This window comes from Neisseria sp. P0021.S006 (assembly GCF_051956895.1).
This window is the reverse complement of record NZ_JBQCWZ010000006.1, coordinates 39,854-64,392: the sequence shown is the minus strand read 5'-3', so window position 1 is coordinate 64,392 and position 24,539 is coordinate 39,854. Positions and strand designations below refer to the sequence as shown.

Genomic DNA, 24,539 nt, shown 5'->3' with positions numbered 1-24,539 from the left:
CGCCGAAATTGCCCGCGTCGAATTGGGCTATGTCCAAGACGGCGAAGTGTATTACCGAATCATCGACCGCCGCTAAACCCTGCAAAACAAAGGCCGTCTGAAAACATATTTTTCAGACGGCCTTTTTCATCGCAATCGCTATATAATCACATATCCCAAAATCAAATCACACTCATCATGTATGACGTAAACACCCACGATGTCCGCCGATTCTTTGCCCACGTCTGGCAACACAGACTCGCACCGCTCCAATTGGACGGCCTGCAACAAAAAGCATTGCGCATTATCGAAGCCCATCCCGAATACGGACACTATCTCGAAGACATCGAACAATATTTAGATAAAGAATGGCTGCCCGAAGACGGCGAAAGCAACCCATTCCTGCATATGTCGCTACACCTTTCCCTGCAAGAGCAAAGCGCCATCGACCAGCCCCCGGGCATCCGTGCCATCCACCACCAACTTTGCGCCCGTTACAACGGCGACTGGGTCAAAGCCGAACACGATATGATGGAAGCCTTGGCAGAAACCATCTGGGAAGCGCAACGCTACGGACGGGGCCTTGACGTCAATGCCTACATGACCCGATTACGGAAATTGGTCGGCTTAGGCCAAGAAGAAAAAGCCCGCCTCAATCCCCATGAAGTCGGCCTGATGGATACAAAGTAACTTCTTTTCAGACGGCTTCACCCCATACAAATCCTTACGCTTGCCAAAGCCAACATTTCCATCTTTCATGCTAAATTACTTTTTTGAAATCCGCATTACAAGGAAAACCAAAATGCTCCGCCCAGCCCTTACCGCCCTACTACTAGCCGTCTCCCTGCCCGTTGCAGCAGAAAGCCTCAATTACAACATCGTTGAATTTTCCGAATCCGCCAACATGGAAGTGCCGCGAGATACCATGACCGCGCATTTCAGCATCAACGCAGAAGGCAAAGACCGTCAAGCCGCCAACCAAGCTTTCATGAAGAAATTCAACCAGTTCAACAAAATCTCCCAAAACAGCAAACTTAAAGCCGAGCTGATGGAGCGCAACGCATCCCCGCGCTATCAATACACCAACGGCAAACGCACCCAAACCGGCTGGGAAGAACACGCCTACTTCAAAGTAGAAAGCAAAGACTTTGAAGCACTCAACCGCCTGATTGCCGACAGCATCAATATCGCCATTTTGGAAAGCTCCTCGTTTTCCGTATCCAAAGAAAAACGCGAAGAAACCGTCGACCAACTGAGCAAGGCCGTCATCCTGCGCTTCAAAGATCGCGCCCAAAACCTCGCCCAAACACTCGGCTTCTCCAGCTACAAAATCGTTAAACTCAACCTGGGTCACATCGGCAACCGTCAAGTCGGCGGCAATTTTGCACGCGCCAAAATGCTGCGTGCAATCCCCGCCGCAGAAGTAGCGGCAGGAATAGAAGATGGCGTACCAGCCTCCCCAGGTTCGGAAGAGATCAGCCTGACCGTCAACGGCTCGGTGCAAATGTAGGATTTTCTTTGAAATCATTTTAAAGGCCGTCTGAAAGTATATTTTTCAGACGGCCTTTTATATTACTCAATGATTAGAATGGAATATCGTCGTCGATATCATCAACCGGAGCGGTCGGTTGTGCCGGAGCGGGACGACGGGCTGGGGCTGCTGGGGGTTCTTGAGCCGGAGCAGATTGGTATTGCTGTTGTGGCGCTTGTTGGTAACTGCCTTGGCTTGAATGAGCGCCTTGGTTGTAGCCGTCATCGTATGGTGCGCCGCCGCTGTTGTCGTTGCGGCCGCCAAGCATTTTCATTTCGTTGGCGATAATGTCGTAAGCGGTGCGCTCGATGCCGTCTTTGCCTTGGTATTTACGGCTTTGGATACGGCCTTCCAGGTACACTTGGCTGCCTTTACGCAGGTATTGACCGGCGATCTCGGCGAGCTTGCGGTACATGGTAATGTTGTGCCATTCAGTACGTTCTACGCGCTGGCCGTTACGGTCGTTCCAAGTTTCGCTGGTGGCAACGCTGAAGTTACAGACGGCCTCGCCGTTGGGCATATAGCGGACTTCCGGGTCACGGCCGAGGCGGCCGATGAGGATAACTTTATTCAATGACATTTTACACTCCTGTGATGATTTTTTCGGCGGCCTCTTGGTCGAATCCTTTTTGCAAGGCCTTGATATAAATGGTTTGCTTGTCTGCGCTAAAGCTGATGCTTTCAACGCCTTCAATTTCGGTCAATTTTTGGTAGAGCAAATCCGGATTTTGTTGCCATTCGGCGTTAAGCGGATAGCTGAGGTTTTTGACAGGCTTCGGTGCCGGCGAAATGACTGCCAATACCAGCCACAGCAACATCAGTACGCTACAAAAGGCAAATACGCCTGCAAAACCATATTTTTGGAACAATAAACCACCGGTTGCGCCGCCGACAAACAAGCCGACCGACTGCATGGTGTTATACACGCCCATCGCCGTGCCTTTCAAATCGGACGGAGCGATTTTCGACACCATAGACGGCAGGCTGGCTTCCAATACATTGAAACCAATAAAATAAACAATCAGATAAGCGGTAATTAACCATACCGAGTGCATGCCAAACAGCAAACCGATTTGTGCCGCAGCAATGCAGATGATACCAAGGATAAACACTTGTTTGAGCTTGTTACGCGTTTCGCCGACGATAATCAGCGGCACCATAATAATCAGGCCGGTAATGGTTGACGGCAGATAGACTTGCCAGTGATGGATTTTTTCCAAACCCAACTGCGTCATGGCAAACGGCAATGCGGTAAATAAAGCCATTTGTGCCGCATGCAAGGCAAAAATACCGAAGTCGAGATTGAGCAGTTGGCGGTTTTTCAATACCTCGCCCATACGCGAAGGCTGCGCCTGCGTGTCTTCGTGCATTTTTGACACTTCCGGATCAGGGGTCATCCAGGCAACCACGCCGATACTGATTACAGTCAGAATACCGGTCAGCGCAAACAGGCCGGATACGCCGATAAAGCTGGCAATCATCGGCGCAAGCACTAGGCTGACGGAGAAGGTCAAGCCGATACTCAGGCCGATCATCGCCATCGCACGAGTCCGCACTTCGTTACGGGTCAAATCCGCCAGCAAAGCCGTTACCGCCGCACTGACGGCACCCGCACCTTGAATGGCACGCGCGGCAACCAACATCTGCAGGCTGTCGGCAACTGCGGCCAAAAAACTACCCGCCGCAAACACAATCAAGCCGGCATAAATCACTTTTTTACGGCCGAACTTATCGGAAGCCATGCCCAAAGGCAGCTGCAGCAAAGCCTGTGTCAGCCCGTAAATACCCATCGCCATACCGACCAGCGCTTTATTGTTTTCTGCGCCGGGCAACGAAGCGGCATACATCGCCAAAACGGGCAATACCAAAAACATCCCCAACATACGCAGTGCGTAAACGCCGGAAAGTGTGGTACTGGCACGCCATTCGTGCGGAAACATTTGAATGCGGTTATCTCTTGCCATAAATAATGTTTCAGACGGCCTTAAGTTTGCAAAAGACCGTCTGAAAGTGTGAATTAACAGATTTTCTGATTATACAGGATTCAAAGGAATTGCATGGGGCAAATCGTAAGCCGCTCAACCCCACTGCCATCTATTCCGCCACGCGCCCAATACGGCATTCGGATATTTGTTACTGCCCAAGCTGCCATTAAACCTTGCCAAAGCGCGGACAATATTGCCTTTTTCGATATTGTTGTAATGGCGCAGAATGGTACAGCCGTAGCGCAGATTGGTGCGAATGTCGAAAAGGTTGTGCGACGGATTGCCGATATAGTTTTTCCAAAACGGCATCACCTGCATCAAACCGCGTGCACCCACGCCGCTGATGGCATATTGGCGAAACGCGCTTTCCACTTCAATCAAACCCAAAATCACTTGAGTATTGAGTCCGGCACGACTGCTTTCATATTGAATATTGACCAACAGACGGCGGCGCTCGCCCTCATCGGGAATAAAGCGTGCCAATCGGGAAGACATCGCTGCCAACCAACGCTCCCCTTCCCTCGAATCGGCAAACACCAGCCGCGCAGGGCTAGCACTATTAATCGAACTGCGCATCACGGAAGCCACATCATCGGCCAGCGTTTCTTCACGTTGCGCCCCCGCCCATGCGGTCGCAGGCGTCAAAAGCATGGCTCCGCCGACTTGCAATAGGCGGCGGCGCGATAAAAATAAGGAATCTTGGTTTTCCGATTTCATGTGTTTTCTCTTTTTAGGCCGTCTGAAAAGTTCAGACGGCCTTTGATATATTTGCTTAAAATCAGCATTATAAAATACATCTATGAGCAGAATCAAAGAGCTGTATTCCTTTTATTGTCAAGTGATACAGCCTCAAGTAACATTTAGGTTTTTCTAATCAAGCGGTATTTTTTATGACCACCACTCCCGCCAACGTTTTAGCCTCCGTCGATTTGGGTTCCAACAGTTTTCGCCTGCAAATTTGTGAAAACAACAACGGCCAGCTGAAAGTCATCGACTCGTTCAAACAAATGGTTCGCTTTGCCGCCGGCTTGGACGAACAAAAAAACCTGAGCGAAGCCTCTCAAGAACAAGCCTTGGAATGTTTGGCAAAATTTGGCGAACGCCTGCGCGGATTCCAGCCTGAAAACGTGCGCGTGGTGGCCACTAATACTTTCCGTGTCGCCAAAAACATCGCCCAATTTCTGCCCCGTGCCGAAGCGGCGCTGGGTTTCCCCATCGAAGTCATTGCCGGCCGCGAAGAAGCGCGTCTGATTTACACCGGCGTAGTGCATACCCTGCCGCCCAAAGGCGACAAAATGCTGGTTATCGACATTGGTGGCGGCTCGACCGAATTTGTCATCGGCTCGGATTTGCAACCGCTGATCACAGAAAGCCTGCCTTTGGGCTGCGTAACGTACAGCATGCGCTTCTTCCAAAACAAAGTGACCACCAAAGATTTCCAAGCCGCCGTTTCCGCCGCGCGTATCGAAATCCAGCGCATCAGCAAACTGATGAAGCGTACCGGTTGGGATTTCGCCATCGGCACGTCCGGTTCGGCAAAATCCATACGCGACGTTTTGGCGACCGAATTGCCACAAGAAGCCGACATTACTGCCCAAGGCATGCGTTATCTTGCCGATAGGATTATCGAAGCCGGTTCGGTTAAAAAAGCCAAATTTGAAAACCTCAAACCCGAACGCGTCGAAGTTTTTGCGGGCGGATTGGCCGTGATGATGGCCGCTTTTGAAGAACTCTCGCTGACCAAAATGACCGTTACCGAAGCCGCCCTCCGCGACGGCGTGTTCTACGACTTAATCGGCCGCAGCCTCAATGTCGATATGCGCGAGCAGACAACGGCCGAGTTCCAAAAACGCTACCACGTCAGCCTCAACCAAGCCAAACGCGTTGCTGATACCGCGCAAGCCTTCATGAACAGCCTGTGCCACGCCAAAAACGTAACCGTTCAAGAGCTTGCCCTGTGGAACCAATACCTCAGCCGCGCAGGCCGTCTGCATGAAATCGGCTTGGATATCGCCCATACCGGTTATCACAAACACTCCGCCTATATTCTCGAAAACGCCGATATGCCGGGCTTCTCACGCAAAGAGCAAACCATTTTGGCGCAACTGGTTATCGGCCATCGCGGCGACCTCAAGAAAATGGCGGATATTATCGGCGATAACGAAATCATGTGGTGTGCCGTATTGTCCCTGCGCCTAGCGGCCCTCTTCTGCCGCTCGCGTTTGCCGCTTGATTTGCCGCCACAAACCCAGCTTCGGGTTGATGAAAACAACCACAGCTTCATCTTGCGCATCAACGCCCAATGGCTGGAGCAACACCCCCTCATCGCCGATGCACTGGACTACGAAAGCGCGCAATGGCAAAAAATCGATATGCCTTTCTCGGTTCAAGCACAATAAACCGCGCTCCGTTATAATAGGCAGCTTTTCAAAATCCAAACCGCAGGCCGTCTGAAAACGACAGCCTGCCATACATCAAGGAAAACCATGAGAAAACCCCAACGCGGCTACGCCCGCCAAGACCGTGTCAAAGAACAAATCATGCGCGAGCTTGCCGAACTCGTCCGCACCGGCCTGAAAGACCCGCGCGCAGGCTTCATCACCATCAACGAAGTCGAAGTCACCCGAGATTACAGCCACGCAACCGTGTTCTACACCATCCTCGACGACAGCACACGCGACATTACCGAAGAAGCTTTGGAACACGCCAAAGGTCATTTGCGCAGCGAATTGGCCAAACGCATCAAACTCTTCAAAACGCCCGAGCTGCACTTCAAATACGACGAATCACTCGAACGCGGCATGAGCATTTCCAGCCTGATTGACCAAGTGGCAGCGGAAAAACCGGTTGAAGACTGATTGATTAAAACACGCAGGCCGTCTGAACCCTTTCAGACGGCCTGAACATTAATATTCCCTAATTAATATGACCAATAAACCCACCAAACGCCCGGTCAACGGCGTCCTTCTCCTCGACAAACCTGAAGGCCTTTCCAGCAACACTGCCCTGCAAAAAGCACGGCGCTTGTTCCGTGCCGAAAAAGCCGGGCATACCGGCGTACTCGATCCTTTGGCCACAGGGCTTTTGCCTGTTTGCTTCGGTGAAGCGACCAAGTTCGCCCAATATCTGATTGATGCCGACAAAGCCTATACGGCCACGCTGAAACTGGGCGAAGCCAGCAGCACAGGCGATGCAGAAGGCGAAATCGTTGCTACCGCACGCGCCGATATTTCATTGTCCGAATTTCAGACGGCCTGCCAAGCTTTAACGGGCGATATCCGCCAAGTGCCGCCGATGTTTTCCGCCCTCAAGCACGAAGGCAAGCCGCTGTACGAATACGCACGCAAAGGCATCGTTATCGAACGCAAAGCGCGCGACATCACCATTTACTCCATTGATATCACTGAATTTGATGCACCCAAAGCCGTGATAGACGTACGTTGCAGCAAGGGTACCTACATCCGCACCCTCAGCGAAGACATCGCCAAACACATCGGCACATTCGCTCACCTGACTGCCCTGCGCCGTACTGAAACCGCCGGATTTACCATTGCCCAAAGCCACACGCTCGAAGCCTTGGCAGAATTGGACGAAGCCGAACGCGATGCCCTGCTGCTGCCTTGCGATGTTTTGGTACAACATTTCCCCAAACTTGAGTTGAACGACTACGCCGTTACCATGCTCAAACACGGCCAACGCCCCCAGTTTACCGAAAACATTTCTGCCGAACAGCCCATCCGCGTATACAGCCGAGACGGCACATTTATCGGACTGGCGGAATATCAAAAAGAAATAGGCCGTCTGAAAGCCTTACGCCTGATGAATACCGCCGACAAATAACTTCCTGCAAAGAGAGCCGATCATGAAAGTCTATACCGCCGCCCAGATGCGCGAACGCGAGCAAGCAGCCGTCGATAAAGGCACAAGCTTCGACCAACTGATGGAAAACGCCGGCAGCTCTGCCGCCCAAGACCTCATGCAGCGTTATCCCCAAGCCGGACGCGCCCTGATCGTTTGCGGCAAAGGCAACAACGGCGGCGACGGCTTAGTCATGGCAAGATATATGCAGGCGCAAGGGTGGCACATCGATATTCTGTTTTCACTCGGAGAAAACCTCTCCCCTTTAGCTCAAACCAATCGCGAACGCCTCAACGGTTTGCCCCATATTGAATTGATATCCGCACAAGAACTGGAAGGCCGTCTGAAAAAAGGTTACGACATCATTATCGAAGGCATATTCGGCACAGGCTTCAGTGGCGCACTTCCAACCGAAATCGCCGCCCTCTGCAGCCAACTCAATCATTCAAACGGCCTGAAGGTCGCCCTCGATATCCCCACCGGCCTCAACTGCGACACCGCCGAAGCCGATCCCGACACATTCCGCGCAGACCTGACCTACACCTTTGCCGCCTACAAACCGGCACATTTAAGCGAATCCGGCAAAACCTATTGTCAAGAAACCGTCTGTTTACCTATTGGCATTGATTAAAAAAGCAAATAAGATGTCATATTTAAATCGCTTTATTTTTAGAAACAACACATTCTAAAAGAAACACGCCAATTAATTTACGACCAAATTATCAACGACACGGAAACAGATAATGAACGAACAAGAATACCGCCAAACTTTTAAAGAAGATCAAGCCGTCGGCTGGGAAGCCATCGATGCTGTGCTTAAAGCACTTTATGGTGATATCAAACCTCGTCATTACGGCTCTATTATCAAATACATTCTAGGTGGTGATGACCCATTAGACGGCAGTAGTATTTATGATTGCGAAGAGCAAACCTTCCATCGCCACATTGTTTCCTACGGCATGAGCGAACTTTACTTTAATCCAGAACTTGCCGGTGCAGATTACAGTAAATGGGGATTTGAATTTACCTTCCGTACTCCCCCTTACGATCAGGATCCGGATTCTGACTACAACACCAAACACGAGCCTTACTGGGCAATTAATCTAATGAATAATCTTGGCCGTTACGTTTTTGAAAGTGGTAACTGGTTTGAAGCCTATCACTTTACTTCAACTAACGACCCTATCCGAATGGATACAGAAACCGCCATCGTCGGCGTAGCCTTCGCACCAGACCCCAAGCTGCCCGCTATCAAAACGCCAAACGGTGAAGTTCAATTTCTGCAGATGGTCGGCCTTACCCAGCCCGAGCTTGACTGGCTCTGGCAAGATCCAACAACCAAACGTTGCCAAGAGCTGATCGATATGATGCGCAAAGACAATCCGCTGTTGATTACCGATTTAGCGCGTACAAAAAGCTATGTACAACCCTAATTGATAAAGCCAAAGGCCGCCTGAAAACAAATTTTCAGACGGCCTTTAGTTTATATTTCAAATAAAAAATAGCAACTTACTTCCAAATCTGAGCCAATTTAATCCCCAGCGCCGTCAAACCAAACGAACCGAAAACATGCAGACAGGTCGCCATCAAAGCCATGCCCCAACGTTGCGCCTGCATCAAACCCACCATCTCCACTGAAAAACCTGAAAATGTGGTCAAGCTGCCGAGAAAGCCGGTAATCCAAAGCAAACGCCATTGCGGATCGGTTAAGAGTTCTGCCAATACGCCGATTAGCAGCGCTCCCAGCCAGTTTGCCGCCAATGTACCGATAGAAAAAGGCGCAGAAGACACCAGCACTAAGCCAAACAACCAACGCAATACAGCCCCAACAGCGGCACCGCAAACAATAGGAAAAATATACGCAAACATAACAAGTTAAACATTCAATTCAAAAAACAGGCCATCCGGTCATGAGGCCGTCTGAAAACCCAGCAAGGATGCCTTCATATCTTATTGCCAAATCTTAGGCGCGGATTTCAAATACCTGTCGTCATCGAAAGTACAAATCCATTGCGGCTTGAGCGCGATGAAAATAGCTGTTGAAATACCGCTCAAAAATGCCTCTGCCCAAGCGATTAAGAAGAAAACAGGAAAGGCGGTTTTCCATAATACCGTCGTATCAAATACATCCGCCCAGTCTAACAAACCGACCAAAATTACGCCGGTAAACACCATTCCGACCGCCGCAGCCCAAAAACCATTCAGAAAAATAAAGATAAATATATTGGCAGGCAAACGCGACACCCAATGGCGGAAACCCAAGTTCACCAATAAAGGCGGAAGCAATACGGACAAGGCATTGATGGGGAACATATGCCAATCGCCCCAAAGCCACAAATACGGAAAAAACAGCAATACGCCAAGGCAGAAAGCGGCAGAAGTGCCCAGCATTAAAGCTGTCAAGTTTAAGGCAAGCAAATGATAGCTCATGCCGGCTAGTTGTCCGCTTTCCGGGGAGGCATTCAAACTCCAAGCCAGCGGCAACATCACGGCAGCCACCAAAAAAGCGGAACGATGCTGCGATACCGACACCCATGCCTGCTTTGCACACAAAGCAAAAATCACCAGCAACACAGGCCATGCCGCCATCACGACACCAACGGGAAACCATCCGTTTTGAAAAATCATCATCTCATCCGCAAAATGTTCAGACGGCCTATTATACGCGTCTCAAGCCATAGCTTTGACAATCCTGTCTGCCTTTGCCGTTAAAGCTTGTTTCGGCTGGTTTTGTTTACCCGAAAAAAGCGTTAGAATAACGGACTTTGCCGTTTAATTAAGGGGATGGACGCATGCTTTGGACAATATTGGCTTTAATTCTGCTTGCTGTCATAGCCGGCTTGTTCTGGTGGCGCCAGAAACAAGAGCAAAAGTGGCGCCAAGAATTGGCCCGACTCAGTGGCGACGAACAAGAAATAAACGAAGAAGACAGCCCGGTCGGTTTTTCCGACCAACTGGACAGCCTGAAACGTTTGTTCAGTATGAACAAGCACACTGCCGACAACCATAAAATCGCCCGTATCCGCCTGCTTTCTGCGCTCGAACACAATAAAACGCAACGCGCCGAAACAAACGAAGAGCATGCAGCAGAGCCGTTTGCCGAAGAGCCGGAACACATCGCAGCTACCGAAGAAGAAATCAAAGTTGCGCCTAAAACCCGTAAATCTGCCAAACCGGAACGTATTCCTAAAATCACGCCGTTTGCACAAATGGAAACTCCCGAATACAGCCCGTCTTTGGTGCAAAACAGCAATTTTGAAGAAATCACATTAGAAGAAGCCACCCGTTCCCTGCACGAAGCAGCGGTTGAAGAATGGAACGAGCATTTGGCAGAAAAAAATGCGCCGATTTACAAAGACGAAGTTGAAACTCCATTATTGCGCGCTTCATCCCTGCCGATGACCGGCATGGAAATCATCGACTACAACGACCCTATCTTGCGCCGCACACGCGAGCGTGCCTTGGCGCGTGCCAATAATGTCCGCGTGGCAGAAGCCAATGCGCCGCATATCGAAACCGTTCAGACGGCCTTAAGAACTGCCGAAAAAGAAGCCATCCTCCCCTATACTTCCATGCAGGCATTCCCTTCTGAAATCCAAGCGGAAGATATTCACGACAACCTTGCCCGCCGCACCGCCGCCCGCCACAAACTAGCTGCGGCCGTCGCCCCATTGCGCGACTACTCTCCGCGCACCATCGAAAATGACGAAATTCTGGCCAATTTGGGACAAATCAGCCGTCCTGCCAGCCTGCGCCGTCAAGTTCGCCATACCGAAGCGGCCGCCGAAAGATGGGCGCGCAAACAAGCTGCCACGGAAGCTGTTGCACCACAACCTGCCGTATCGGCAACGCCGTCCCGTCCAAAACCGGCTGCGCCTGTTAAAAAATCCCCTTATATCTCCCGACCTGCCGCGCCAAACGCAACCGTAGTCGAGCCGCCTGCCGTACCGGTTGTCCCGATGGCGAAAACCGATATTCCCGAGCCGCCCGTTTTCCAAACCTCGATTGCACCGATTGATATCCCCGAGCCGCCTGCTTTCGAACATAAAATCCAAGTGCCGATTTTTGATTCGCAAGTCAATGCGCATGTTAGCAATCAGCCTGAACGCAGTATCCGCGATTATTTAATCAGCGAATCTGCGGAAGAAGAAACAGAATTCGATGGTGAGCCGGAAGCGCCTGTACAAGCGGAAACAGAAGCGATTCAAGCGGTTGAAACGATTGAACCTGTTGAACCTGTTGAAACAATCGCAAGGCCGTCTGAATATACACAGACAGTCATTGAAACGCCTGTTCGAAGCGTAGAACCAAGCGTTCAAGAAGATACACCAAGCATAGCTATTCCAACTTCGGCAACCCTGACCGAGGCACACCTGCCGACCACTGCCCTGCTCCTGCCGCCGCAGTTTGACCCAAGCGCCTCGCAAACTGAAGAACAGTTGCTGGAAAACAGCATTACCATCGAAGAAAAACTGGCCGAGTTCAAAGTTAAAGTCAAAGTGATGGACTCCTATTCCGGCCCGGTCATTACGCGTTATGAGATTGAGCCTGATGTCGGTGTACGCGGCAGTGCCGTTTTGAACCTTGAAAAAGACTTGGCGCGCTCGCTTGGCGTGGCTTCCATCCGCGTGGTGGAAACTATCCCAGGCAAAACCTGCATGGGCTTGGAATTGCCTAATCCGAAACGCCAAATGATCCGCCTGAGCGAAATCTTCAATTCGCCTGCATTTACCGAGTCCAAATCCAAACTGACCCTCGCACTCGGCCAAGACATCACCGGCCAGCCTGTCGTCACCGACTTGGCCAAAGCGCCGCATCTGCTGGTTGCCGGTACGACCGGTTCGGGTAAATCCGTGGGTGTGAATGCCATGATTCTGTCCATGCTCTTCAAAGCAACGCCTGAAGACGTGCGCATGATTATGATTGACCCGAAAATGCTGGAATTAAGCATTTACGAAGGCATTCCTCACCTGCTCGCCCCTGTCGTAACCGATATGAAGCTGGCCGCAAACGCGCTGAACTGGTGCGTCAACGAAATGGAAAAACGCTACCGCCTGATGAGCTTTATGGGCGTGCGCAACCTTGCCGGCTTCAACCAAAAAATTGCCGAAGCCGCCGCTCGTGGCGAAAAAATCGGCAGCCCGTTCAGCCTCACGCCTGAAAATCCTGAACCATTGGAGAAACTGCCGTTTATCGTGGTCGTGGTAGATGAGTTTGCCGATCTGATGATGACTGCAGGCAAGAAAATCGAAGAGCTGATTGCCCGTCTTGCCCAAAAAGCACGCGCAGCCGGCATCCATTTGATTCTTGCCACCCAACGCCCAAGCGTGGATGTCATTACCGGACTTATTAAAGCCAATATTCCGACACGCATTGCCTTCCAAGTGTCCAGCAAAATCGACAGCCGCACGATTCTTGACCAAATGGGTGCGGAAAACTTGCTCGGTCAAGGCGATATGCTGTTCCTGCCACCCGGTACCGGCTATCCGCAACGTGTACACGGCGCATTCGCATCAGACAACGAAGTACACCGCGTAGTGGAATACTTGAAACAATTCAGCACGCCTGACTATATCGACGATATTTTAAGCAGCGGTTCGACCGAGGACTTTACCAGCACCAGCCGCAGCAACGACAGCGACCTCGACCCCATGTATGACGAAGCCGTTTCCGTTGTCTTGAAATCGCGTAAGGCCAGCATTTCCAATATCCAACGCCAACTGCGCATCGGCTACAACCGCGCTGCCCGCCTGATTGATCAAATGGAAGCCGACGGTATTGTTTCCCCGGCGGAAAACAATGGCAACCGCACCATCTTGGCGCAAAGCAGTGAGCATTTAGATTAACTTATCTCCATCAATAAAAGGCCGTCTGAAAAGTTTTCAGACGGCCTTTTTTAATCAGATAATGGGTTCAGAGATTCCAATTAAATAAACAAGCAAATAAGTAATCTGTAAACGGCATTTCTTACAAAAACAAATGCTTTTGCATTAACGGCATTTGCTTCGCTATCAAATAAATCCAGTCCCAATAATCAAAATTCGACCTGCCAAATATATGTCCCTATCCATTTGTCGCCATTTTCAGACTGCCTTTTGTCAAGACCGGAAAAAACAGGTAAATCCGTTTTTCGATTAGAAGCAATATTATTATGATTCATGCCTTCGGCAACACCCCCACCCTTTACGAGGAAAAACAAATGAAAAAATATTTTGCAGAATTTTTCGGCACTTTCTGGCTGGTATTCGGCGGCTGCGGCAGCGCAGTTTTGGCAGCAGCCTACCCTGAACTTGGCATTGGTTTTGCCGGTGTCGCCTTGGCATTCGGCTTGACCGTACTGACCATGGCTTACGCCGTCGGCCACATTTCCGGCGGCCACTTCAATCCTGCCGTTTCCGTCGGCCTTTTCATCGGCGGCCGTTTCAACGGTAAAGACCTGTTGCCTTACATCGTATCCCAAGTTATCGGTGCGATTGCCGCCGCGGGCGTTCTGTATCTGATTGCTTCCGGTAAAACCGGTTTTGATGCTGTTGCTTCCGGCTTTGCCAGCAACGGTTTCGGCGAGCACTCTCCTAACGGTTACGACATGATGGCTGCTTTGCTGATCGAATTCGTACTGACCGCATTCTTCCTGATTATCATCATGGGTTCTACCGACAAATTGGCTCCGGCCGGCTTTGCCCCTATCGCCATCGGCCTGGGTCTGACCCTGATTCACTTGATCAGCATTCCTGTGACCAATACTTCCGTTAACCCTGCACGTTCTACCGGCGTTGCCTTGTTCCAAGGTGGCTGGGCTGTTGAACAACTGTGGTTGTTCTGGTTGGCTCCTATTGCCGGCGCAGCAGTTGGCGCGGCTATTTACCGCTTCGTTTTGGCTAACAACGACAAATAATCTTGACGGAATGACATTCCCGGTGCGGCTGACACTTCTAAACTGACCGCACCCAAGTTGCCGAGACACAAACGCACCGCCTGCCTCAGACGGTGCGTTTGTTTTTGCCGTGTTACAATATTTTCTTTTCCCACATTCTCAAACCATCATGCAAACCTTACCTTTTCAAACCGATATCGCTGCCAGAATGCTTGTCAATACCGAAAACGAAACCATTCATCCCGATGCCGTATTCGTACAAACGCAAAACGGCTATTGGATTGCCTGGCACGACCAGCAAGCCGCCCTGCTTGCCCCCGACACACCACCCGATATTCCCTGCTTTTGGGTAGAAGGCGCAGAAAGCCTGGAAGAGCTGGTAAGCATGGTAGAAAACGGCGAATTTGACGAAGTTGAAGAATTTGACGGCGATGATGATGCTTGGCAAGAAGCACTCGGATGCGGCCATCATCATGAAGGACACTGCGGATGCAGTCATTGAGATGCACAAAACGCCTGCTTCCGGCACTTGCCCTTTGTCTGACGCTTAACGGCTGCGTTATAGGCGCGGCTGTCGATTTGGCTGCCACAACCGTCCTGACTGCCGGAAAATTGGTCGTCAAAGGAACGGGGGCAGTGATTGATGCCGCCATTCCCGACAGTAAAAAAGACAAGGATAAAGAAAAAGAGAAGGAAAAGAGCAAAGAAAAGCCAAAATCGGAAGAAATCGTCTATAAGGAAGATTCATCCGACGAAGTAGCGCAATAATCCTTTAGACGGCCTCAGTAAGGTAACCAATCCTACTGAGGCCGTCTGAACATTCATCCTTACATATAGCCCTGTTCGCGCAAAGAGCAGGTTTCTTTTGCCGTCACGATAAAATGGTCCAACAGCGTAATATCGACCAAACTTAAAGCCTGTTTCAAACGCTCTGTAAACTGCACATCAGATTCAGACGGCCTTCCCGAACCACCCGGATGATTGTGTGCCAAAATCAAACTGTCGGCGTATTCATCCAATGCCAATTTGACGATTTCACGGATATAAACCGTGTTTTCCGCCACCGTACCACGCGACAATTCCCGTACCGCAATCAATTGATTTTGACGGTTGAGAAGCAAAGCAACGCTGACCTCGATTTTTTCATGCCCAAGATGCAGGCGCAGATAATCCGCAACCGATTTCGGGTTTGACAGAACCATCTGCTCCTGCAAATCCTCACCCAAAATCCGCCGCCCGATTTCTTTGACCACTGCAAATTGAGTATAGCTCGCCAAGCCCATGCCCTTATAAGCAGCGAGTGTTTTGGCATCCGCACTCATCAGCTTCCCCAAACTGCCAAACTCGCTCAACAAATAACGAGCCAAATCGACCGCGCTCATACCGCGCGTTCCGACACGCAACAAAATCGCCAGCAACTCCGCATCACTCAACGCCGCCGCACCATGCGCCAAGAGCTTCTCGCGCGGCCGTTCCCCTTCAGGCCATTCTTTGATACTCATGTTTTCCCTTTTATTTATATAGCGGATTTAGTTTCAATTTTGAGCAAACCCGCCTCTCCCGATATAAAACGTGATCCATTATGGTTTTAGCAAATAAATGCAATTTGCGTATTTTATTCTATTTTGAATAATTATTTAAGACATATAAATAACAATTAAGCCACTTTGTGCAGAAAAACAACGTTACCCATTTTCGCTATCCTGTTCCCCTGCCTGCCTTTCCTTTCATATTTGTTTCAAATCAGCCGATACAAGCAATTTCATATTGCCCCTATGAGGCTTAGGCTAATATAATATCGAGTTTGCCGAGAGCAAAAGCTTAGGCTTAAACTGCTTTCTATCCACGCTGCCCGTGCGCTTTACAAGAGTTTCAGACGGCCTCCGTCCGGCTCCCGCCAGCAATCAAACAGCTTTTTATCACCCATTCGAAAATCCGTTTTGCCGGTACTCGTCTTTCTTTTTGGAGTATTGCCATTATGACCGCAACCACTGCGTCTTCAGCCAAACCTTATCTGCAAATCCAAGGCTTGGTGAAAAAGTTTGGTGACAATTACGCTGTCGATAACATCGACTTGGACATTTACCAACATGAAATCTTTGCCCTTTTGGGCAGCTCAGGCAGTGGCAAATCTACGCTGCTGCGCATGTTGGCAGGCATGGAAAGCCCAAATCAGGGCAAAATCATTCTCGACGGCCAAGACATTACCAAGCTTGCTCCGTACGAGCGCCCAATCAACATGATGTTCCAAAGCTATGCCCTGTTCCCGCACATGAGCGTTGAGCAAAATATCGCTTTCGGTCTGAAACAAGACAAAATGCCTAAAGGCGAAATCGATGCCCGCGTGGAAGAAATGCTGCGCCTGGTGCAAATGACCAAATACGCCAAACGCAAGCCGCACCAACTTTCCGGCGGCCAACAACAACGTATCGCTTTGGCACGCAGCCTGGCGAAACGTCCTAAAATCCTGCTGCTTGACGAACCTTTGGGCGCACTCGATAAAAAACTGCGCCAACAAACCCAACTGGAATTGGTCAACACGCTGGAACAAGTCGGCGTAACCTGCATCATGGTTACCCACGACCAAGAAGAAGCGATGACGATGGCGACCCGTATCGCCATTATGTCCGACGGCCAATTGCGCCAAGTCGGCACGCCTAGCGACGTGTACGACTATCCTAACAGCCGCTTTACCGCTGAATTTATCGGCGAAACCAATATTTTTGACGGCGTCGTTATTGACGACCGCGCCGATTTCTCCATCGTCAAATGTGACGGCTTGGAAAACCACGTCCGCATCGACCACGGCTTGGGCGTTCCAAACGACCATGAAATCTGGATCAGCATCCGTCCTGAAGATATTGATTTGCATAAAGAAAAACCGGAACACTTGGGCGCGCACAACTGGGCCCAAGGTACAGTCAAAGAAATTGCCTACTTGGGCAGCTTCGCGATTTACCACATCAAACTTGCCAACGGCCGTGTCGTCAAAAGCCAAGTTCCCGCACCTTATTGGTATGTGCGCAACATTACACCGCCGACTTGGGACGAGACTGTCTACATCAGCTGGCCTGAAAACCAACCAACACCTCTGTTCAGTTAATTTGAGGGAAATGCAATGAACCTTAAAAAACTGAAAAACAAACTGTTCCGCCGCCCCGGCCAGCGTGCAGTGATTGCCGTGCCGTATATTTGGCTTTTGATTCTGTTTCTGATTCCGTTCGCCATCGTATTGAAAATCAGCTTTGCCGAACAAGAAATTGCCATTCCGCCATTTACGCCGCTGACAACGATTGATGAAGACTTAGGCCGTCTGAACATTGCCATCAGCTATCAGAACTACGCCGACATTTTCCAAAACTTTTGGAATACGCTCAATCCGTTTGGCGACAGTGAAAACAGCAATATCTATCTGATGACCTACTGGTCTTCGATTAAGACTGCGCTGACGACGACCATCATCTGCCTGTTGATCGGTTATCCCACCGCTTATGCCATTTCACGCGCGAATCCGGCTGCGCGCAACGGCCTGCTGTTGGCAATCATGCTGCCTTTCTGGACCTCTTTCCTGCTGCGTGTTTACGCATGGATGGGCTTATTGGGTCACAACGGCATCATCAACAATTTCTTAATCAAATACGGAATCATCAGCGAGCCTTTAGACTTGTTCTACAATGCTTTTTCGCTGAATTTGGTGATGGTTTACGCCTATCTGCCGTTTATGATTTTGCCGCTGTACACACAACTGGTAAAACTGGACAACCGTCTGCTCGAAGCCGCTTCTGACTTGGGCGCAGGTCCGATCAAATCCTTCTTTACCATTACCCTGCCTTTATCCAAAACCGGCATCATCGCAGGCTCTATGCTGGTCTTCGTTCCGGCCGTCGGTGAATTTGTGATTCCTGAATTGGTGGGTGGTTCTGAAAACCTGATGATCGGTAAAGTATTGTGGCAGGCATTCTTCGACCAAAACAACTGGCCGCTGGCTTCTGCCGTCGCCGTCGTCATGGTTGCCCTGTTGGTTGTACCGATTGCCCTGTTCCAACACTATGAAAACCGCGAATTGGAAGAAGGAGGCAAATAATGCAAAAAACCAAATTATCCTGGTTCTTGAAACTGATGCTCCTGCTCTCGCTGGCATTCCTCTATATTCCGCTGGTGGTTTTGGTCATCTATTCTTTCAATGAATCCAAGCTGGTTACCGTTTGGGGCGGTTTCTCAATCAAATGGTACGGCGCATTAATGGAAAACGACACAATCTTGGAAGCGGCCTGGCTATCATTGCGTATCGCTATCATTTCCTCGCTTGCCGCCGTGGCACTCGGCACATTGGCAGGCTACGCCATGGCGCGGATTAAACGCTTCCGTGGCAGCACCCTGTTTGCCGGTATGATTTCCGCGCCTATGGTGATGCCTGATGTGATTACCGGTTTGTCCATGCTGTTGCTGATTATTCAGGTGCAAATGTTCCTGCAAGGCAGTGAATTGCTGCAATCGCTCTACTTCGATCGCGGTTTCTTCACCATCTTCCTCGGCCACACCACGCTTTGCATGGCGTACATTACCGTCGTCATCCGCTCGCGCTTGGTGGAATTGGATCAATCCTTGGAAGAAGCCGCTATGGACTTGGGCGCCCGTCCGCTGAAAATTTTCTTCGTGATTACCCTGCCGTTGATTGCCCCTGCGATTGCTTCTGGCTTCCTCTTGGGCATTACCCTGTCTTTGGACGATTTGGTGATTACCTCCTTCCTGTCAGGCCCGGGTTCATCGACATTGCCGCAAGTGATTTTCTCCAAAATCAAACTCGGCCTTGACCCTCAGATGAACGTTTTGGCAACCATCCTGATCGGTATCATCGGTACGCTGGTGATTGTCGTCAACTACTGGATGATGCGTCAGGCAACCAAACGGGAACGTGAGGCTGCCGAAGCCTACCGCCAAGAAAAACTGGCAGCCGAGAAAGCCGCCTAATATGCAGACAGGCTGTCCGATAAAGCGTCGGAACAGCCTGTTTTATTAACCGCATTTTATCCTTTCAGACGGCCTAAACTTAAGCCCATATTCCAGGCCGTCTGAAAACCTGTTTTCAATGAAGTTAAAACCAACCTAAAGCCCAAATCATGATCAATCCCAGCTTCAAAGAATACCTTCCTTCCTACTATGTCAGCACAGCCAATCCCCATCCGTCTTATCCGACGCTCGAAGGCCGTCTGAAAACTGAAACCTGCGTTATCGGTGGCGGCTTGACCGGTTTATGCACCGCCCTACCGCTTACCGAAAACGGCCATGAAGTCATCGTGCTCGAAGCCGCACGTATCGGTTTCGGCGCATCAGGCCGCAGCGGCGGACAAGTCATCAGCGATTTTGCCTGCGGCATGGAAGAGATCGAAAAACAAGTCGGCTTAGAACAGGCCCAATGGTTCTGGCAGCAATCCCTGCAAGCCGTTGAACTGGTTGACTCGCGCATTCAAAAACACAATATCCAATGCGATTGGCAACGCGGCTACGCGACCGTCGCCGTCCGTCCTCAGCATTGGGAAGAATTGCAACAATGGCACGAACACGCCCAAAAACATTATGGCGCAAGCCATTACCAGCTTTGGGATAAAGCCACGCTGAAGCAACAACTTGCCAGCGATATGTATCAAGGCGCGCAATTTGATCCTTTATCCGGCCACTTGCACCCGCTCAATTACACCCTAGGCATTGCCAAAGCGGCAGCCGATGCAGGCGCACAACTTTTTGAGCAATCCCCGATGACGCGTATCGAGCCATGCGATAACGGTTGGCTGGTACACACGCCTAATGGCAGCGTTGAGTGCAAAAACCTCGTTTATGCCGTCAATACTTATGCCGGTTTGCACCCGAAATTCAAAGTATTGGAACAAAAAGCCATTGCCGTCAGCACCTTTATCATCGCCACCGAGCCTCTGGGCGAGCGTGCCAAAGACCTGATCCGCAACAATATGGCCATCTGCGACAACCGCCACGTCCTCGACTACTACCGTCTCAGCGCCGACGGCCGCCTGCTCTTCGGCGGCAAAGACAACGAATTTATCGACGATCCAGACCGCATGACCGAACTCGTCCGCCAAGACATGCTGAAAGTTTTCCCGCAACTTGCCGATGTCAGAATCGAGCATTCCTGGGGCGGCGAATGCGACATCACGCGCAACCTCGCTCCACATTTCGGCCGCCTCGCCCCTACCGTTTTCTATGCTCAAGGCTATTCCGGACACGGCATGGCAATTACCGGCATTGCCGGTTTGGCGATTGCCGAAGCCATCATGGGTGATGACGGCCGTCTGAAACCTTTCGAGCAGCTGCGCCACAGCAATATCATCACCCAGCCGTTCCTGCGCAAACTCGGCTCCTACCTCGGTTCCAAATACTACCAGTGGAAAGACAGCCACTAAACCCAAACGACAAACATATTTCAGACGGCGGCAGATTCAAGTAGAATTTAGGCCGTCTGAAAGCGTAGACACGACAAAATTCAAACATTTATCAGCAAGGAAACCATCATGAGCAACCATCACAAACTCATCATCCTCGGCTCCGGCCCTGCCGGCTATACTGCCGCCGTCTATGCCGCCCGTGCCAACCTCAACCCTGTGATCATTACCGGCGTTGAGCAAGGCGGACAACTGATGACCACCACCGAAGTGGACAACTGGCCTGCCGACGCAGAAGGCGTACAAGGTCCGGAACTGATGGCCCGTTTCCAAGCTCATGCCGAACGCTTCGGCACTGAAATGATTTTTGACCAAATCCACACCGTTGATTTGCAAAACCGTCCGTTTACCCTCAAAGGCGATATGGGCGAATACACCTGCGATGCACTCATCGTTGCCACCGGCGCATCCGCCAAATATTTAGGTTTGCCAAGCGAAGAAACCTTTGCCGGCAAAGGCGTTTCCGCCTGCGCAACTTGCGACGGCTTCTTCTATAAAAAACAAGATGTTGCCGTAGTCGGCGGTGGCAATACCGCTGTAGAAGAAGCCCTCTACCTTGCCAATATCGCCAACACCGTTACCCTGATTCACCGCCGCGACAGCTTCCGCGCCGAAAAAATCATGGTGGACAAACTGATGCAACGGGTTGAAGAAGGTAAAATCATCCTCAAGCTCAACAGCTCGGTTGATGAAATCTTGGGCGACGAAAGCGGCGTTACCGGTGCACGCCTGAAACACAATGACGGCAGTACTGAAGAAATCGCTGTAAAAGGCGTCTTCATCGCCATCGGCCACAAACCCAACACCGACATCTTCAAAGGCCAACTTGATATGGACGAAACCGGCTATTTGAAAACCAAAGGCGGTACCGGCGACAATGTCGGCGCCACCAATATCGAAGGCGTATGGGCAGCAGGCGACGTCAAAGACCATACCTACCGTCAAGCCATCACCAGCGCCGCTTCCGGCTGCCAAGCCGCGCTTGATGCCGAACGTTGGCTCGACCGCCACGGTGTATAAACCTCTAAGCTACGCCCTATTCTTTAAAACATAATCAAAAGGCCGTCTGAAATTTCAGACGGCCTATAATCTATCTGCCACACTAAATATTCATTTTAAAAGCAAATTTATATCAAATAAGTACTTTTGCTTTATAATAACGACAAATACCCAACAAACAGGGAACGAACATGAAAAAAACACTAATGACACTTATCCTTTGCGCACTGACTCCTGCCGCCCTGGCTGCCGATACTTACGGCTACCTGGCCATGTGGCAAAACCCAGCCAACAGCGATGAAGCGCTGCAAATCAAAACCACCAAAGAAAATGCCACCCAACTGGATGCGACAGCCGAACTCGAAACATTCTGCAAAGGCCAAGATGCCTTAGCCGGCATCGGTGCAGGCCAAGCAACAGGCTGCAAAACGGTTGTCCCTCTGCACAACACCTGTATCGCTGTTGCCTATCCTAAAGCCATGGGCAAATTGACTGCTCAAAACGTGGTAGCCATTACCTCCCCACGTTTCAAAACTGTGCATCAAATTGCCTTGAACCAATGTATCAAAAAATACGGCTCACAAGGACAATGTGCTTTAGAAACAGTCTATTGCACTTCCGAAACCTACTATCAAGGTACAGTCAAAACCCTTTGGGAAAAAATCAAATCCATTTAAGGCCGTCTGAAAATAAAACCGGCTTGCCCGATATTCTCCATATCACGGCAAGCCGGTTTTTTATTCTGGCTTTTATTTGCTGTTTTTTTCCAACAATTTGGCCACAACGCCTTCAGCCTGTTTCACCAAATCAGGGTTGGTTCGGAAGTGGTTTTCATCATTTAAAGAGTAGCTGACAGTAGAAACCGCATACTTCGTGCTTCGCAACACAAATACGCCTTTACGCAAGATTTCGTCATTGCCTTTGGTTTTGTAACGCAGATTATACGGGCAAGAAGAATCATACAGTTTGCCACGGTTGTCTGCGGTTACAATCGTGCTGCCAATGCCGCGTTTTGCCAAAGCTTTGGACAAAGCCTTGTCCAAATCATGCGGACGCACTTTTGCATTCTGAATGATGCAGACATGTTTGATGCTGGTCAGCTCTTCAGGTTTCAATACTCTTTGTTCCGTAGTAGAACACGCGCCCAGCAACAATACGGCTGAAGCCGCTGCTAAAATCATGGTTTTCATCTGTTTTCCTTTTTAAAATTTTCAAACAATAAATATTCAGACGGCCTTTACAAAAAGGCCGTCTGAAAAAATCAACGTACGTTTTTCATCAAACGTTGTTTCTCACGCTTCCAATCCGCTTCTTTCAGGCTTTGGCGTTTGTCATGCTGTTTCTTACCCTTGGCCAAACCGATTTCCACTTTGATTCTACCACGTGTGTAATGCAGGTTTAAGGGCACAATCGTATAACCGGCACGTTCGGTTTTACCGATTAACTTGTTGATTTCCGATTGTTTCAACAACAACTTACGCGGACGGACAGGGTCGGGTTTGACGTGTGTCGAGGCAGTGGGCAATGCGGTAATGTGGCAGCCCACCAAATAGAATGCGTCTTTTTTCCAGTAGATATAGCTTTCTTTTAATTGCACGCGTGCAGCGCGGATGGCTTTGACTTCCCATCCCTCCAATACTATACCGGCTTCGATTTGGTCTTCGATAAAGAAATCGTGAAAGGCTTTTTTATTATTGGCAATACTCATTGTGCTGATTCTTTACAAACTTTTCAGACGGCCTATTTTATCAGGCATGCTTAAAAAATAAAACGGCAAACGGTTTTGAAACGTTTATTCGCTTAAAACATGGCGGCGGTAAAAACGGTCGATATCAGCAATCGCTTTTTCATCTTCAGGGCGCAAATCCAGTTTCAAATCGGCAAGGCGGATCAAGATTTGGTCTTCACGCTCGGCAACGGCGCAGCTGACCTCGCCTTCGCTACGAAAATGACGGATAAGCTCGTCTAACTGGTTTAAAGCATTTTGATAAGATGAATTTTGATTCATAATTTTTAACTCGAACGCCCATAAAAAATGGCGGGAAACCCCGCCATGATTTTACGGCTTACGCCGCGCATTTGATTAAGCAGCTTGAATGTTAGCAGCTTGTTTGCCTTTAGGGCCGGTGGTTACGTCGAAAGATACGCGTTGACCTTCTTTCAGGGTTTTGAAACCATCCATGTTGATCGCTGAGAAGTGAGCGAACAAATCTTCGCCACCTTCATCAGGAGTGATGAAACCAAAACCTTTAGCGTCGTTAAACCATTTTACGATACCGGTTGCCATTAGAAACTTCCTATACTTAAAAATTAACAAAATCAGCAAAACAAGGCATACAGCAAACTAAAACGTTCAGCGTTTCTCCCACGTATCACATACGCGGTCGAGTGCCAACTTCTGCTTAACCGTCTTTTTACATTTGTTAAGACAAAACGTCAAGCTATGTTTTCAAAAAAGTGGGAAAATAGAAAAAAATTGCCGAAATACAACAGAAAACTGTTTACACTCTAAAACAGGCCGTCTGAAAACTGAAACCTAAGCTTATGAACCATCCGAATACCGACCACCAATCCGATACCCTGCTCAGCGATATCAACACACAGCCGCCGAAACGTTACGGCGTATTTTTATTGAACGACGATTACACCACCATGGAATTTGTCGTCGAAATCCTGACCGAAGTCTTTATGCTTACACAGGAACAGGCAGTGGCCGTCATGTTGCTGGTGCACCACGAAGGCAAAGGCCTGTGCGGCACCTACACGCGCGATATTGCGCAGACCAAGCAACATCAGGTCATGGAACGTGCCAAAGCTGAAGGGCATCCGCTCAAATGTATAGTCGAAGAGGTTTAAAT

Annotated in this window: 28 protein-coding genes; 18 read left to right on the top strand and 10 right to left on the bottom strand. The window is 49.9% G+C overall.

Going from position 1 to position 24,539, the window contains the following annotated elements:
* Nucleotides 1–177: 177 nt before the first annotated feature.
* Together ACTHUM_RS02725 and ACTHUM_RS02720 are read left to right on the top strand one after the other, a co-directional pair.
* Entirely contained in the window at nucleotides 178–669 is a 492-nt protein-coding gene (locus ACTHUM_RS02725; RefSeq protein WP_049335876.1) for a DUF1841 family protein, read from the top strand.
* Between the two features lie 112 nt (nucleotides 670–781).
* Nucleotides 782–1,489 carry an SIMPL domain-containing protein gene (locus tag ACTHUM_RS02720; RefSeq protein WP_039862478.1) on the top strand — a complete coding sequence of 236 codons (708 nt, stop codon included), beginning with the start codon at nucleotides 782–784 and terminating at the stop codon, nucleotides 1,487–1,489.
* 73 nt (nucleotides 1,490–1,562) lie between these two features.
* Here ACTHUM_RS02720 and ACTHUM_RS02715 read toward each other — a convergent pair whose 3' ends face one another.
* The 3 genes from ACTHUM_RS02715 to ACTHUM_RS02705 form a co-directional block, all read right to left on the bottom strand.
* Complete coding sequence (locus ACTHUM_RS02715) at nucleotides 1,563–2,090, bottom strand: single-stranded DNA-binding protein (protein ID WP_004520776.1); 528 nt, start codon at nucleotides 2,088–2,090, stop codon at nucleotides 1,563–1,565.
* Between the two features lies 1 nt (nucleotide 2,091).
* Nucleotides 2,092–3,474 carry an MFS transporter gene (locus ACTHUM_RS02710; RefSeq protein ID WP_004520777.1) on the bottom strand — a complete coding sequence of 461 codons (1,383 nt, stop codon included), beginning with the start codon at nucleotides 3,472–3,474 and terminating at the stop codon, nucleotides 2,092–2,094.
* Between the two features lie 114 nt (nucleotides 3,475–3,588).
* On the bottom strand, nucleotides 3,589–4,212 hold the full coding sequence (locus ACTHUM_RS02705; protein ID WP_039863563.1) for a lytic transglycosylase domain-containing protein: 624 nt from the start codon (nucleotides 4,210–4,212) through the stop codon (nucleotides 3,589–3,591).
* 173 nt (nucleotides 4,213–4,385) lie between these two features.
* On the opposite strand from ACTHUM_RS02705, the gene ppx reads away from it, so the two are divergent.
* The 5 genes from ppx to ACTHUM_RS02680 all read left to right on the top strand — a co-directional run bounded on the left by ppx (nucleotide 4,386) and on the right by ACTHUM_RS02680 (nucleotide 8,786).
* The gene (ppx, locus tag ACTHUM_RS02700; protein ID WP_070695379.1) at nucleotides 4,386–5,894 is read left to right on the top strand and encodes an exopolyphosphatase; all 1,509 of its coding nucleotides are present in this window, start codon (nucleotides 4,386–4,388) and stop codon (nucleotides 5,892–5,894) included.
* A gap of 87 nt (nucleotides 5,895–5,981) precedes the next feature.
* Nucleotides 5,982–6,353 carry a 30S ribosome-binding factor RbfA gene (gene rbfA, locus ACTHUM_RS02695; protein ID WP_070695378.1) on the top strand — a complete coding sequence of 124 codons (372 nt, stop codon included), beginning with the start codon at nucleotides 5,982–5,984 and terminating at the stop codon, nucleotides 6,351–6,353.
* Between the two features lie 67 nt (nucleotides 6,354–6,420).
* Nucleotides 6,421–7,335: a tRNA pseudouridine(55) synthase TruB gene (gene truB, locus ACTHUM_RS02690; protein ID WP_070695377.1), complete on the top strand. Its 915-nt coding sequence runs from the start codon at nucleotides 6,421–6,423 to the stop codon at nucleotides 7,333–7,335.
* A 22-nt stretch (nucleotides 7,336–7,357) separates the two neighbouring features.
* Nucleotides 7,358–7,984 carry an NAD(P)H-hydrate epimerase gene (locus tag ACTHUM_RS02685; protein WP_070695376.1) on the top strand — a complete coding sequence of 209 codons (627 nt, stop codon included), beginning with the start codon at nucleotides 7,358–7,360 and terminating at the stop codon, nucleotides 7,982–7,984.
* 112 nt (nucleotides 7,985–8,096) lie between these two features.
* Complete coding sequence (locus ACTHUM_RS02680) at nucleotides 8,097–8,786, top strand: suppressor of fused domain protein (protein WP_070695375.1); 690 nt, start codon at nucleotides 8,097–8,099, stop codon at nucleotides 8,784–8,786.
* Nucleotides 8,787–8,862: 76 nt separating this feature from the next.
* Here the strand turns inward: ACTHUM_RS02680 and ACTHUM_RS02675 are convergent, their stop codons facing one another.
* A complete protein-coding gene (locus ACTHUM_RS02675) occupies nucleotides 8,863–9,222 on the bottom strand; it encodes a CrcB family protein (RefSeq protein WP_003679592.1) in 360 nt (119 codons plus the stop codon).
* Between the two features lie 81 nt (nucleotides 9,223–9,303).
* Nucleotides 9,304–9,981 (bottom strand): energy-coupling factor ABC transporter permease, encoded by a 678-nt coding sequence (locus ACTHUM_RS02670; RefSeq protein ID WP_049335881.1) that lies wholly within the window; start codon nucleotides 9,979–9,981, stop codon nucleotides 9,304–9,306.
* 164 nt (nucleotides 9,982–10,145) lie between these two features.
* On the opposite strand from ACTHUM_RS02670, the gene ACTHUM_RS02665 reads away from it, so the two are divergent.
* From ACTHUM_RS02665 to ACTHUM_RS02650, 4 genes are all read left to right on the top strand, one after another.
* Nucleotides 10,146–13,199, top strand: coding sequence for a DNA translocase FtsK (locus ACTHUM_RS02665; protein WP_004520784.1), 3,054 nt, complete (start codon nucleotides 10,146–10,148; stop codon nucleotides 13,197–13,199).
* 305 nt (nucleotides 13,200–13,504) lie between these two features.
* Nucleotides 13,505–14,248 carry an aquaporin Z gene (gene aqpZ / locus ACTHUM_RS02660; RefSeq protein ID WP_004520785.1) on the top strand — a complete coding sequence of 248 codons (744 nt, stop codon included), beginning with the start codon at nucleotides 13,505–13,507 and terminating at the stop codon, nucleotides 14,246–14,248.
* Nucleotides 14,249–14,396: 148 nt separating this feature from the next.
* Nucleotides 14,397–14,729 (top strand): hypothetical protein, encoded by a 333-nt coding sequence (locus ACTHUM_RS02655; RefSeq protein ID WP_004520787.1) that lies wholly within the window; start codon nucleotides 14,397–14,399, stop codon nucleotides 14,727–14,729.
* Nucleotides 14,717–14,995, top strand: coding sequence for an NF038104 family lipoprotein (locus ACTHUM_RS02650; protein WP_004520788.1), 279 nt, complete (start codon nucleotides 14,717–14,719; stop codon nucleotides 14,993–14,995). Before ACTHUM_RS02655 ends, ACTHUM_RS02650 begins: the two co-directional genes overlap by 13 nt.
* 59 nt (nucleotides 14,996–15,054) lie before the next feature.
* On the opposite strand, the gene radC is transcribed toward ACTHUM_RS02650, so the two are convergent.
* The gene (radC, locus tag ACTHUM_RS02645; protein WP_039862480.1) at nucleotides 15,055–15,729 is read right to left on the bottom strand and encodes a RadC family protein; all 675 of its coding nucleotides are present in this window, start codon (nucleotides 15,727–15,729) and stop codon (nucleotides 15,055–15,057) included.
* 476 nt (nucleotides 15,730–16,205) lie between these two features.
* Here radC and ACTHUM_RS02640 point away from each other — a divergent pair, with 476 nt between their 5' ends.
* From ACTHUM_RS02640 to ACTHUM_RS02615, 6 genes are all read left to right on the top strand, one after another.
* Entirely contained in the window at nucleotides 16,206–17,330 is a 1,125-nt protein-coding gene (locus tag ACTHUM_RS02640) for an ABC transporter ATP-binding protein (protein ID WP_003746147.1), read from the top strand.
* 15 nt (nucleotides 17,331–17,345) lie between these two features.
* A complete protein-coding gene (locus tag ACTHUM_RS02635; RefSeq protein WP_003746146.1) occupies nucleotides 17,346–18,311 on the top strand; it encodes an ABC transporter permease subunit in 966 nt (321 codons plus the stop codon).
* Nucleotides 18,311–19,198 (top strand): ABC transporter permease subunit, encoded by an 888-nt coding sequence (locus ACTHUM_RS02630; protein ID WP_440361128.1) that lies wholly within the window; start codon nucleotides 18,311–18,313, stop codon nucleotides 19,196–19,198. The genes ACTHUM_RS02635 and ACTHUM_RS02630 overlap by 1 nt, the downstream gene beginning before the upstream one ends.
* Before the next feature lie 149 nt (nucleotides 19,199–19,347).
* Nucleotides 19,348–20,643, top strand: a complete 1,296-nt coding sequence (locus ACTHUM_RS02625; protein WP_440361129.1) for an NAD(P)/FAD-dependent oxidoreductase — start codon at nucleotides 19,348–19,350, stop codon at nucleotides 20,641–20,643.
* 108 nt (nucleotides 20,644–20,751) lie between these two features.
* Nucleotides 20,752–21,702 carry a thioredoxin-disulfide reductase gene (gene trxB / locus ACTHUM_RS02620; RefSeq protein WP_049329772.1) on the top strand — a complete coding sequence of 317 codons (951 nt, stop codon included), beginning with the start codon at nucleotides 20,752–20,754 and terminating at the stop codon, nucleotides 21,700–21,702.
* A 170-nt stretch (nucleotides 21,703–21,872) separates the two neighbouring features.
* A complete protein-coding gene (locus ACTHUM_RS02615; protein ID WP_004520796.1) occupies nucleotides 21,873–22,358 on the top strand; it encodes a DUF4189 domain-containing protein in 486 nt (161 codons plus the stop codon).
* A gap of 72 nt (nucleotides 22,359–22,430) precedes the next feature.
* Here ACTHUM_RS02615 and ACTHUM_RS02610 read toward each other — a convergent pair whose 3' ends face one another.
* The 4 genes from ACTHUM_RS02610 to ACTHUM_RS02595 all read right to left on the bottom strand — a co-directional run bounded on the left by ACTHUM_RS02610 (nucleotide 22,431) and on the right by ACTHUM_RS02595 (nucleotide 23,968).
* Nucleotides 22,431–22,871 (bottom strand): hypothetical protein, encoded by a 441-nt coding sequence (locus tag ACTHUM_RS02610; protein WP_004520797.1) that lies wholly within the window; start codon nucleotides 22,869–22,871, stop codon nucleotides 22,431–22,433.
* 71 nt (nucleotides 22,872–22,942) lie between these two features.
* Nucleotides 22,943–23,389 carry an SsrA-binding protein SmpB gene (gene smpB, locus ACTHUM_RS02605; protein WP_003679566.1) on the bottom strand — a complete coding sequence of 149 codons (447 nt, stop codon included), beginning with the start codon at nucleotides 23,387–23,389 and terminating at the stop codon, nucleotides 22,943–22,945.
* Between the two features lie 84 nt (nucleotides 23,390–23,473).
* Nucleotides 23,474–23,689: a hypothetical protein gene (locus tag ACTHUM_RS02600; RefSeq protein WP_003679564.1), complete on the bottom strand. Its 216-nt coding sequence runs from the start codon at nucleotides 23,687–23,689 to the stop codon at nucleotides 23,474–23,476.
* Between the two features lie 75 nt (nucleotides 23,690–23,764).
* Entirely contained in the window at nucleotides 23,765–23,968 is a 204-nt protein-coding gene (locus ACTHUM_RS02595) for a cold-shock protein (protein WP_003682902.1), read from the bottom strand.
* A gap of 257 nt (nucleotides 23,969–24,225) precedes the next feature.
* Between ACTHUM_RS02595 and clpS the strand changes: the two genes are divergently transcribed.
* Nucleotides 24,226–24,537 carry an ATP-dependent Clp protease adapter ClpS gene (gene clpS, locus ACTHUM_RS02590; protein WP_004520799.1) on the top strand — a complete coding sequence of 104 codons (312 nt, stop codon included), beginning with the start codon at nucleotides 24,226–24,228 and terminating at the stop codon, nucleotides 24,535–24,537.
* The last annotated feature ends 2 nt before the right edge of the window (nucleotides 24,538–24,539 follow it).

Excerpts from the sequence above, each read along its gene's own strand:
- clpS (WP_004520799.1), top strand. The coding sequence starts at position 24,226 with ATGAACCATCCGAATACCGACCACCAATCCGATACCCTGCTCAGCGAT.
- ACTHUM_RS02640 (WP_003746147.1), top strand. The coding sequence starts at position 16,206 with ATGACCGCAACCACTGCGTCTTCAGCCAAACCTTATCTGCAAATCCAA.
- ACTHUM_RS02630 (WP_440361128.1), top strand. The coding sequence starts at position 18,311 with ATGCAAAAAACCAAATTATCCTGGTTCTTGAAACTGATGCTCCTGCTC.
- ACTHUM_RS02655 (WP_004520787.1), top strand. The coding sequence starts at position 14,397 with ATGCAAACCTTACCTTTTCAAACCGATATCGCTGCCAGAATGCTTGTC.
- ACTHUM_RS02610 (WP_004520797.1), bottom strand. The coding sequence starts at position 22,871 with ATGAAAACCATGATTTTAGCAGCGGCTTCAGCCGTATTGTTGCTGGGC.
- ACTHUM_RS02675 (WP_003679592.1), bottom strand. The coding sequence starts at position 9,222 with ATGTTTGCGTATATTTTTCCTATTGTTTGCGGTGCCGCTGTTGGGGCT.
- ACTHUM_RS02600 (WP_003679564.1), bottom strand. The coding sequence starts at position 23,689 with ATGAATCAAAATTCATCTTATCAAAATGCTTTAAACCAGTTAGACGAG.
- truB (WP_070695377.1), top strand. The coding sequence starts at position 6,421 with ATGACCAATAAACCCACCAAACGCCCGGTCAACGGCGTCCTTCTCCTC.
- trxB (WP_049329772.1), top strand. The coding sequence starts at position 20,752 with ATGAGCAACCATCACAAACTCATCATCCTCGGCTCCGGCCCTGCCGGC.
- ACTHUM_RS02650 (WP_004520788.1), top strand. The coding sequence starts at position 14,717 with ATGCAGTCATTGAGATGCACAAAACGCCTGCTTCCGGCACTTGCCCTT.
- smpB (WP_003679566.1), bottom strand. The coding sequence starts at position 23,389 with ATGAGTATTGCCAATAATAAAAAAGCCTTTCACGATTTCTTTATCGAA.
- ACTHUM_RS02595 (WP_003682902.1), bottom strand. The coding sequence starts at position 23,968 with ATGGCAACCGGTATCGTAAAATGGTTTAACGACGCTAAAGGTTTTGGT.
- aqpZ (WP_004520785.1), top strand. The coding sequence starts at position 13,505 with ATGATTCATGCCTTCGGCAACACCCCCACCCTTTACGAGGAAAAACAA.
- ACTHUM_RS02720 (WP_039862478.1), top strand. The coding sequence starts at position 782 with ATGCTCCGCCCAGCCCTTACCGCCCTACTACTAGCCGTCTCCCTGCCC.
- ACTHUM_RS02710 (WP_004520777.1), bottom strand. The coding sequence starts at position 3,474 with ATGGCAAGAGATAACCGCATTCAAATGTTTCCGCACGAATGGCGTGCC.
- ACTHUM_RS02715 (WP_004520776.1), bottom strand. The coding sequence starts at position 2,090 with ATGTCATTGAATAAAGTTATCCTCATCGGCCGCCTCGGCCGTGACCCG.
- ACTHUM_RS02685 (WP_070695376.1), top strand. The coding sequence starts at position 7,358 with ATGAAAGTCTATACCGCCGCCCAGATGCGCGAACGCGAGCAAGCAGCC.
- radC (WP_039862480.1), bottom strand. The coding sequence starts at position 15,729 with ATGAGTATCAAAGAATGGCCTGAAGGGGAACGGCCGCGCGAGAAGCTC.
- ACTHUM_RS02670 (WP_049335881.1), bottom strand. The coding sequence starts at position 9,981 with ATGATTTTTCAAAACGGATGGTTTCCCGTTGGTGTCGTGATGGCGGCA.
- ACTHUM_RS02725 (WP_049335876.1), top strand. The coding sequence starts at position 178 with ATGTATGACGTAAACACCCACGATGTCCGCCGATTCTTTGCCCACGTC.
- ACTHUM_RS02635 (WP_003746146.1), top strand. The coding sequence starts at position 17,346 with ATGAACCTTAAAAAACTGAAAAACAAACTGTTCCGCCGCCCCGGCCAG.
- ACTHUM_RS02665 (WP_004520784.1), top strand. The coding sequence starts at position 10,146 with ATGCTTTGGACAATATTGGCTTTAATTCTGCTTGCTGTCATAGCCGGC.
- ACTHUM_RS02705 (WP_039863563.1), bottom strand. The coding sequence starts at position 4,212 with ATGAAATCGGAAAACCAAGATTCCTTATTTTTATCGCGCCGCCGCCTA.
- ppx (WP_070695379.1), top strand. The coding sequence starts at position 4,386 with ATGACCACCACTCCCGCCAACGTTTTAGCCTCCGTCGATTTGGGTTCC.
- ACTHUM_RS02680 (WP_070695375.1), top strand. The coding sequence starts at position 8,097 with ATGAACGAACAAGAATACCGCCAAACTTTTAAAGAAGATCAAGCCGTC.
- rbfA (WP_070695378.1), top strand. The coding sequence starts at position 5,982 with ATGAGAAAACCCCAACGCGGCTACGCCCGCCAAGACCGTGTCAAAGAA.
- ACTHUM_RS02625 (WP_440361129.1), top strand. The coding sequence starts at position 19,348 with ATGATCAATCCCAGCTTCAAAGAATACCTTCCTTCCTACTATGTCAGC.
- ACTHUM_RS02615 (WP_004520796.1), top strand. The coding sequence starts at position 21,873 with ATGAAAAAAACACTAATGACACTTATCCTTTGCGCACTGACTCCTGCC.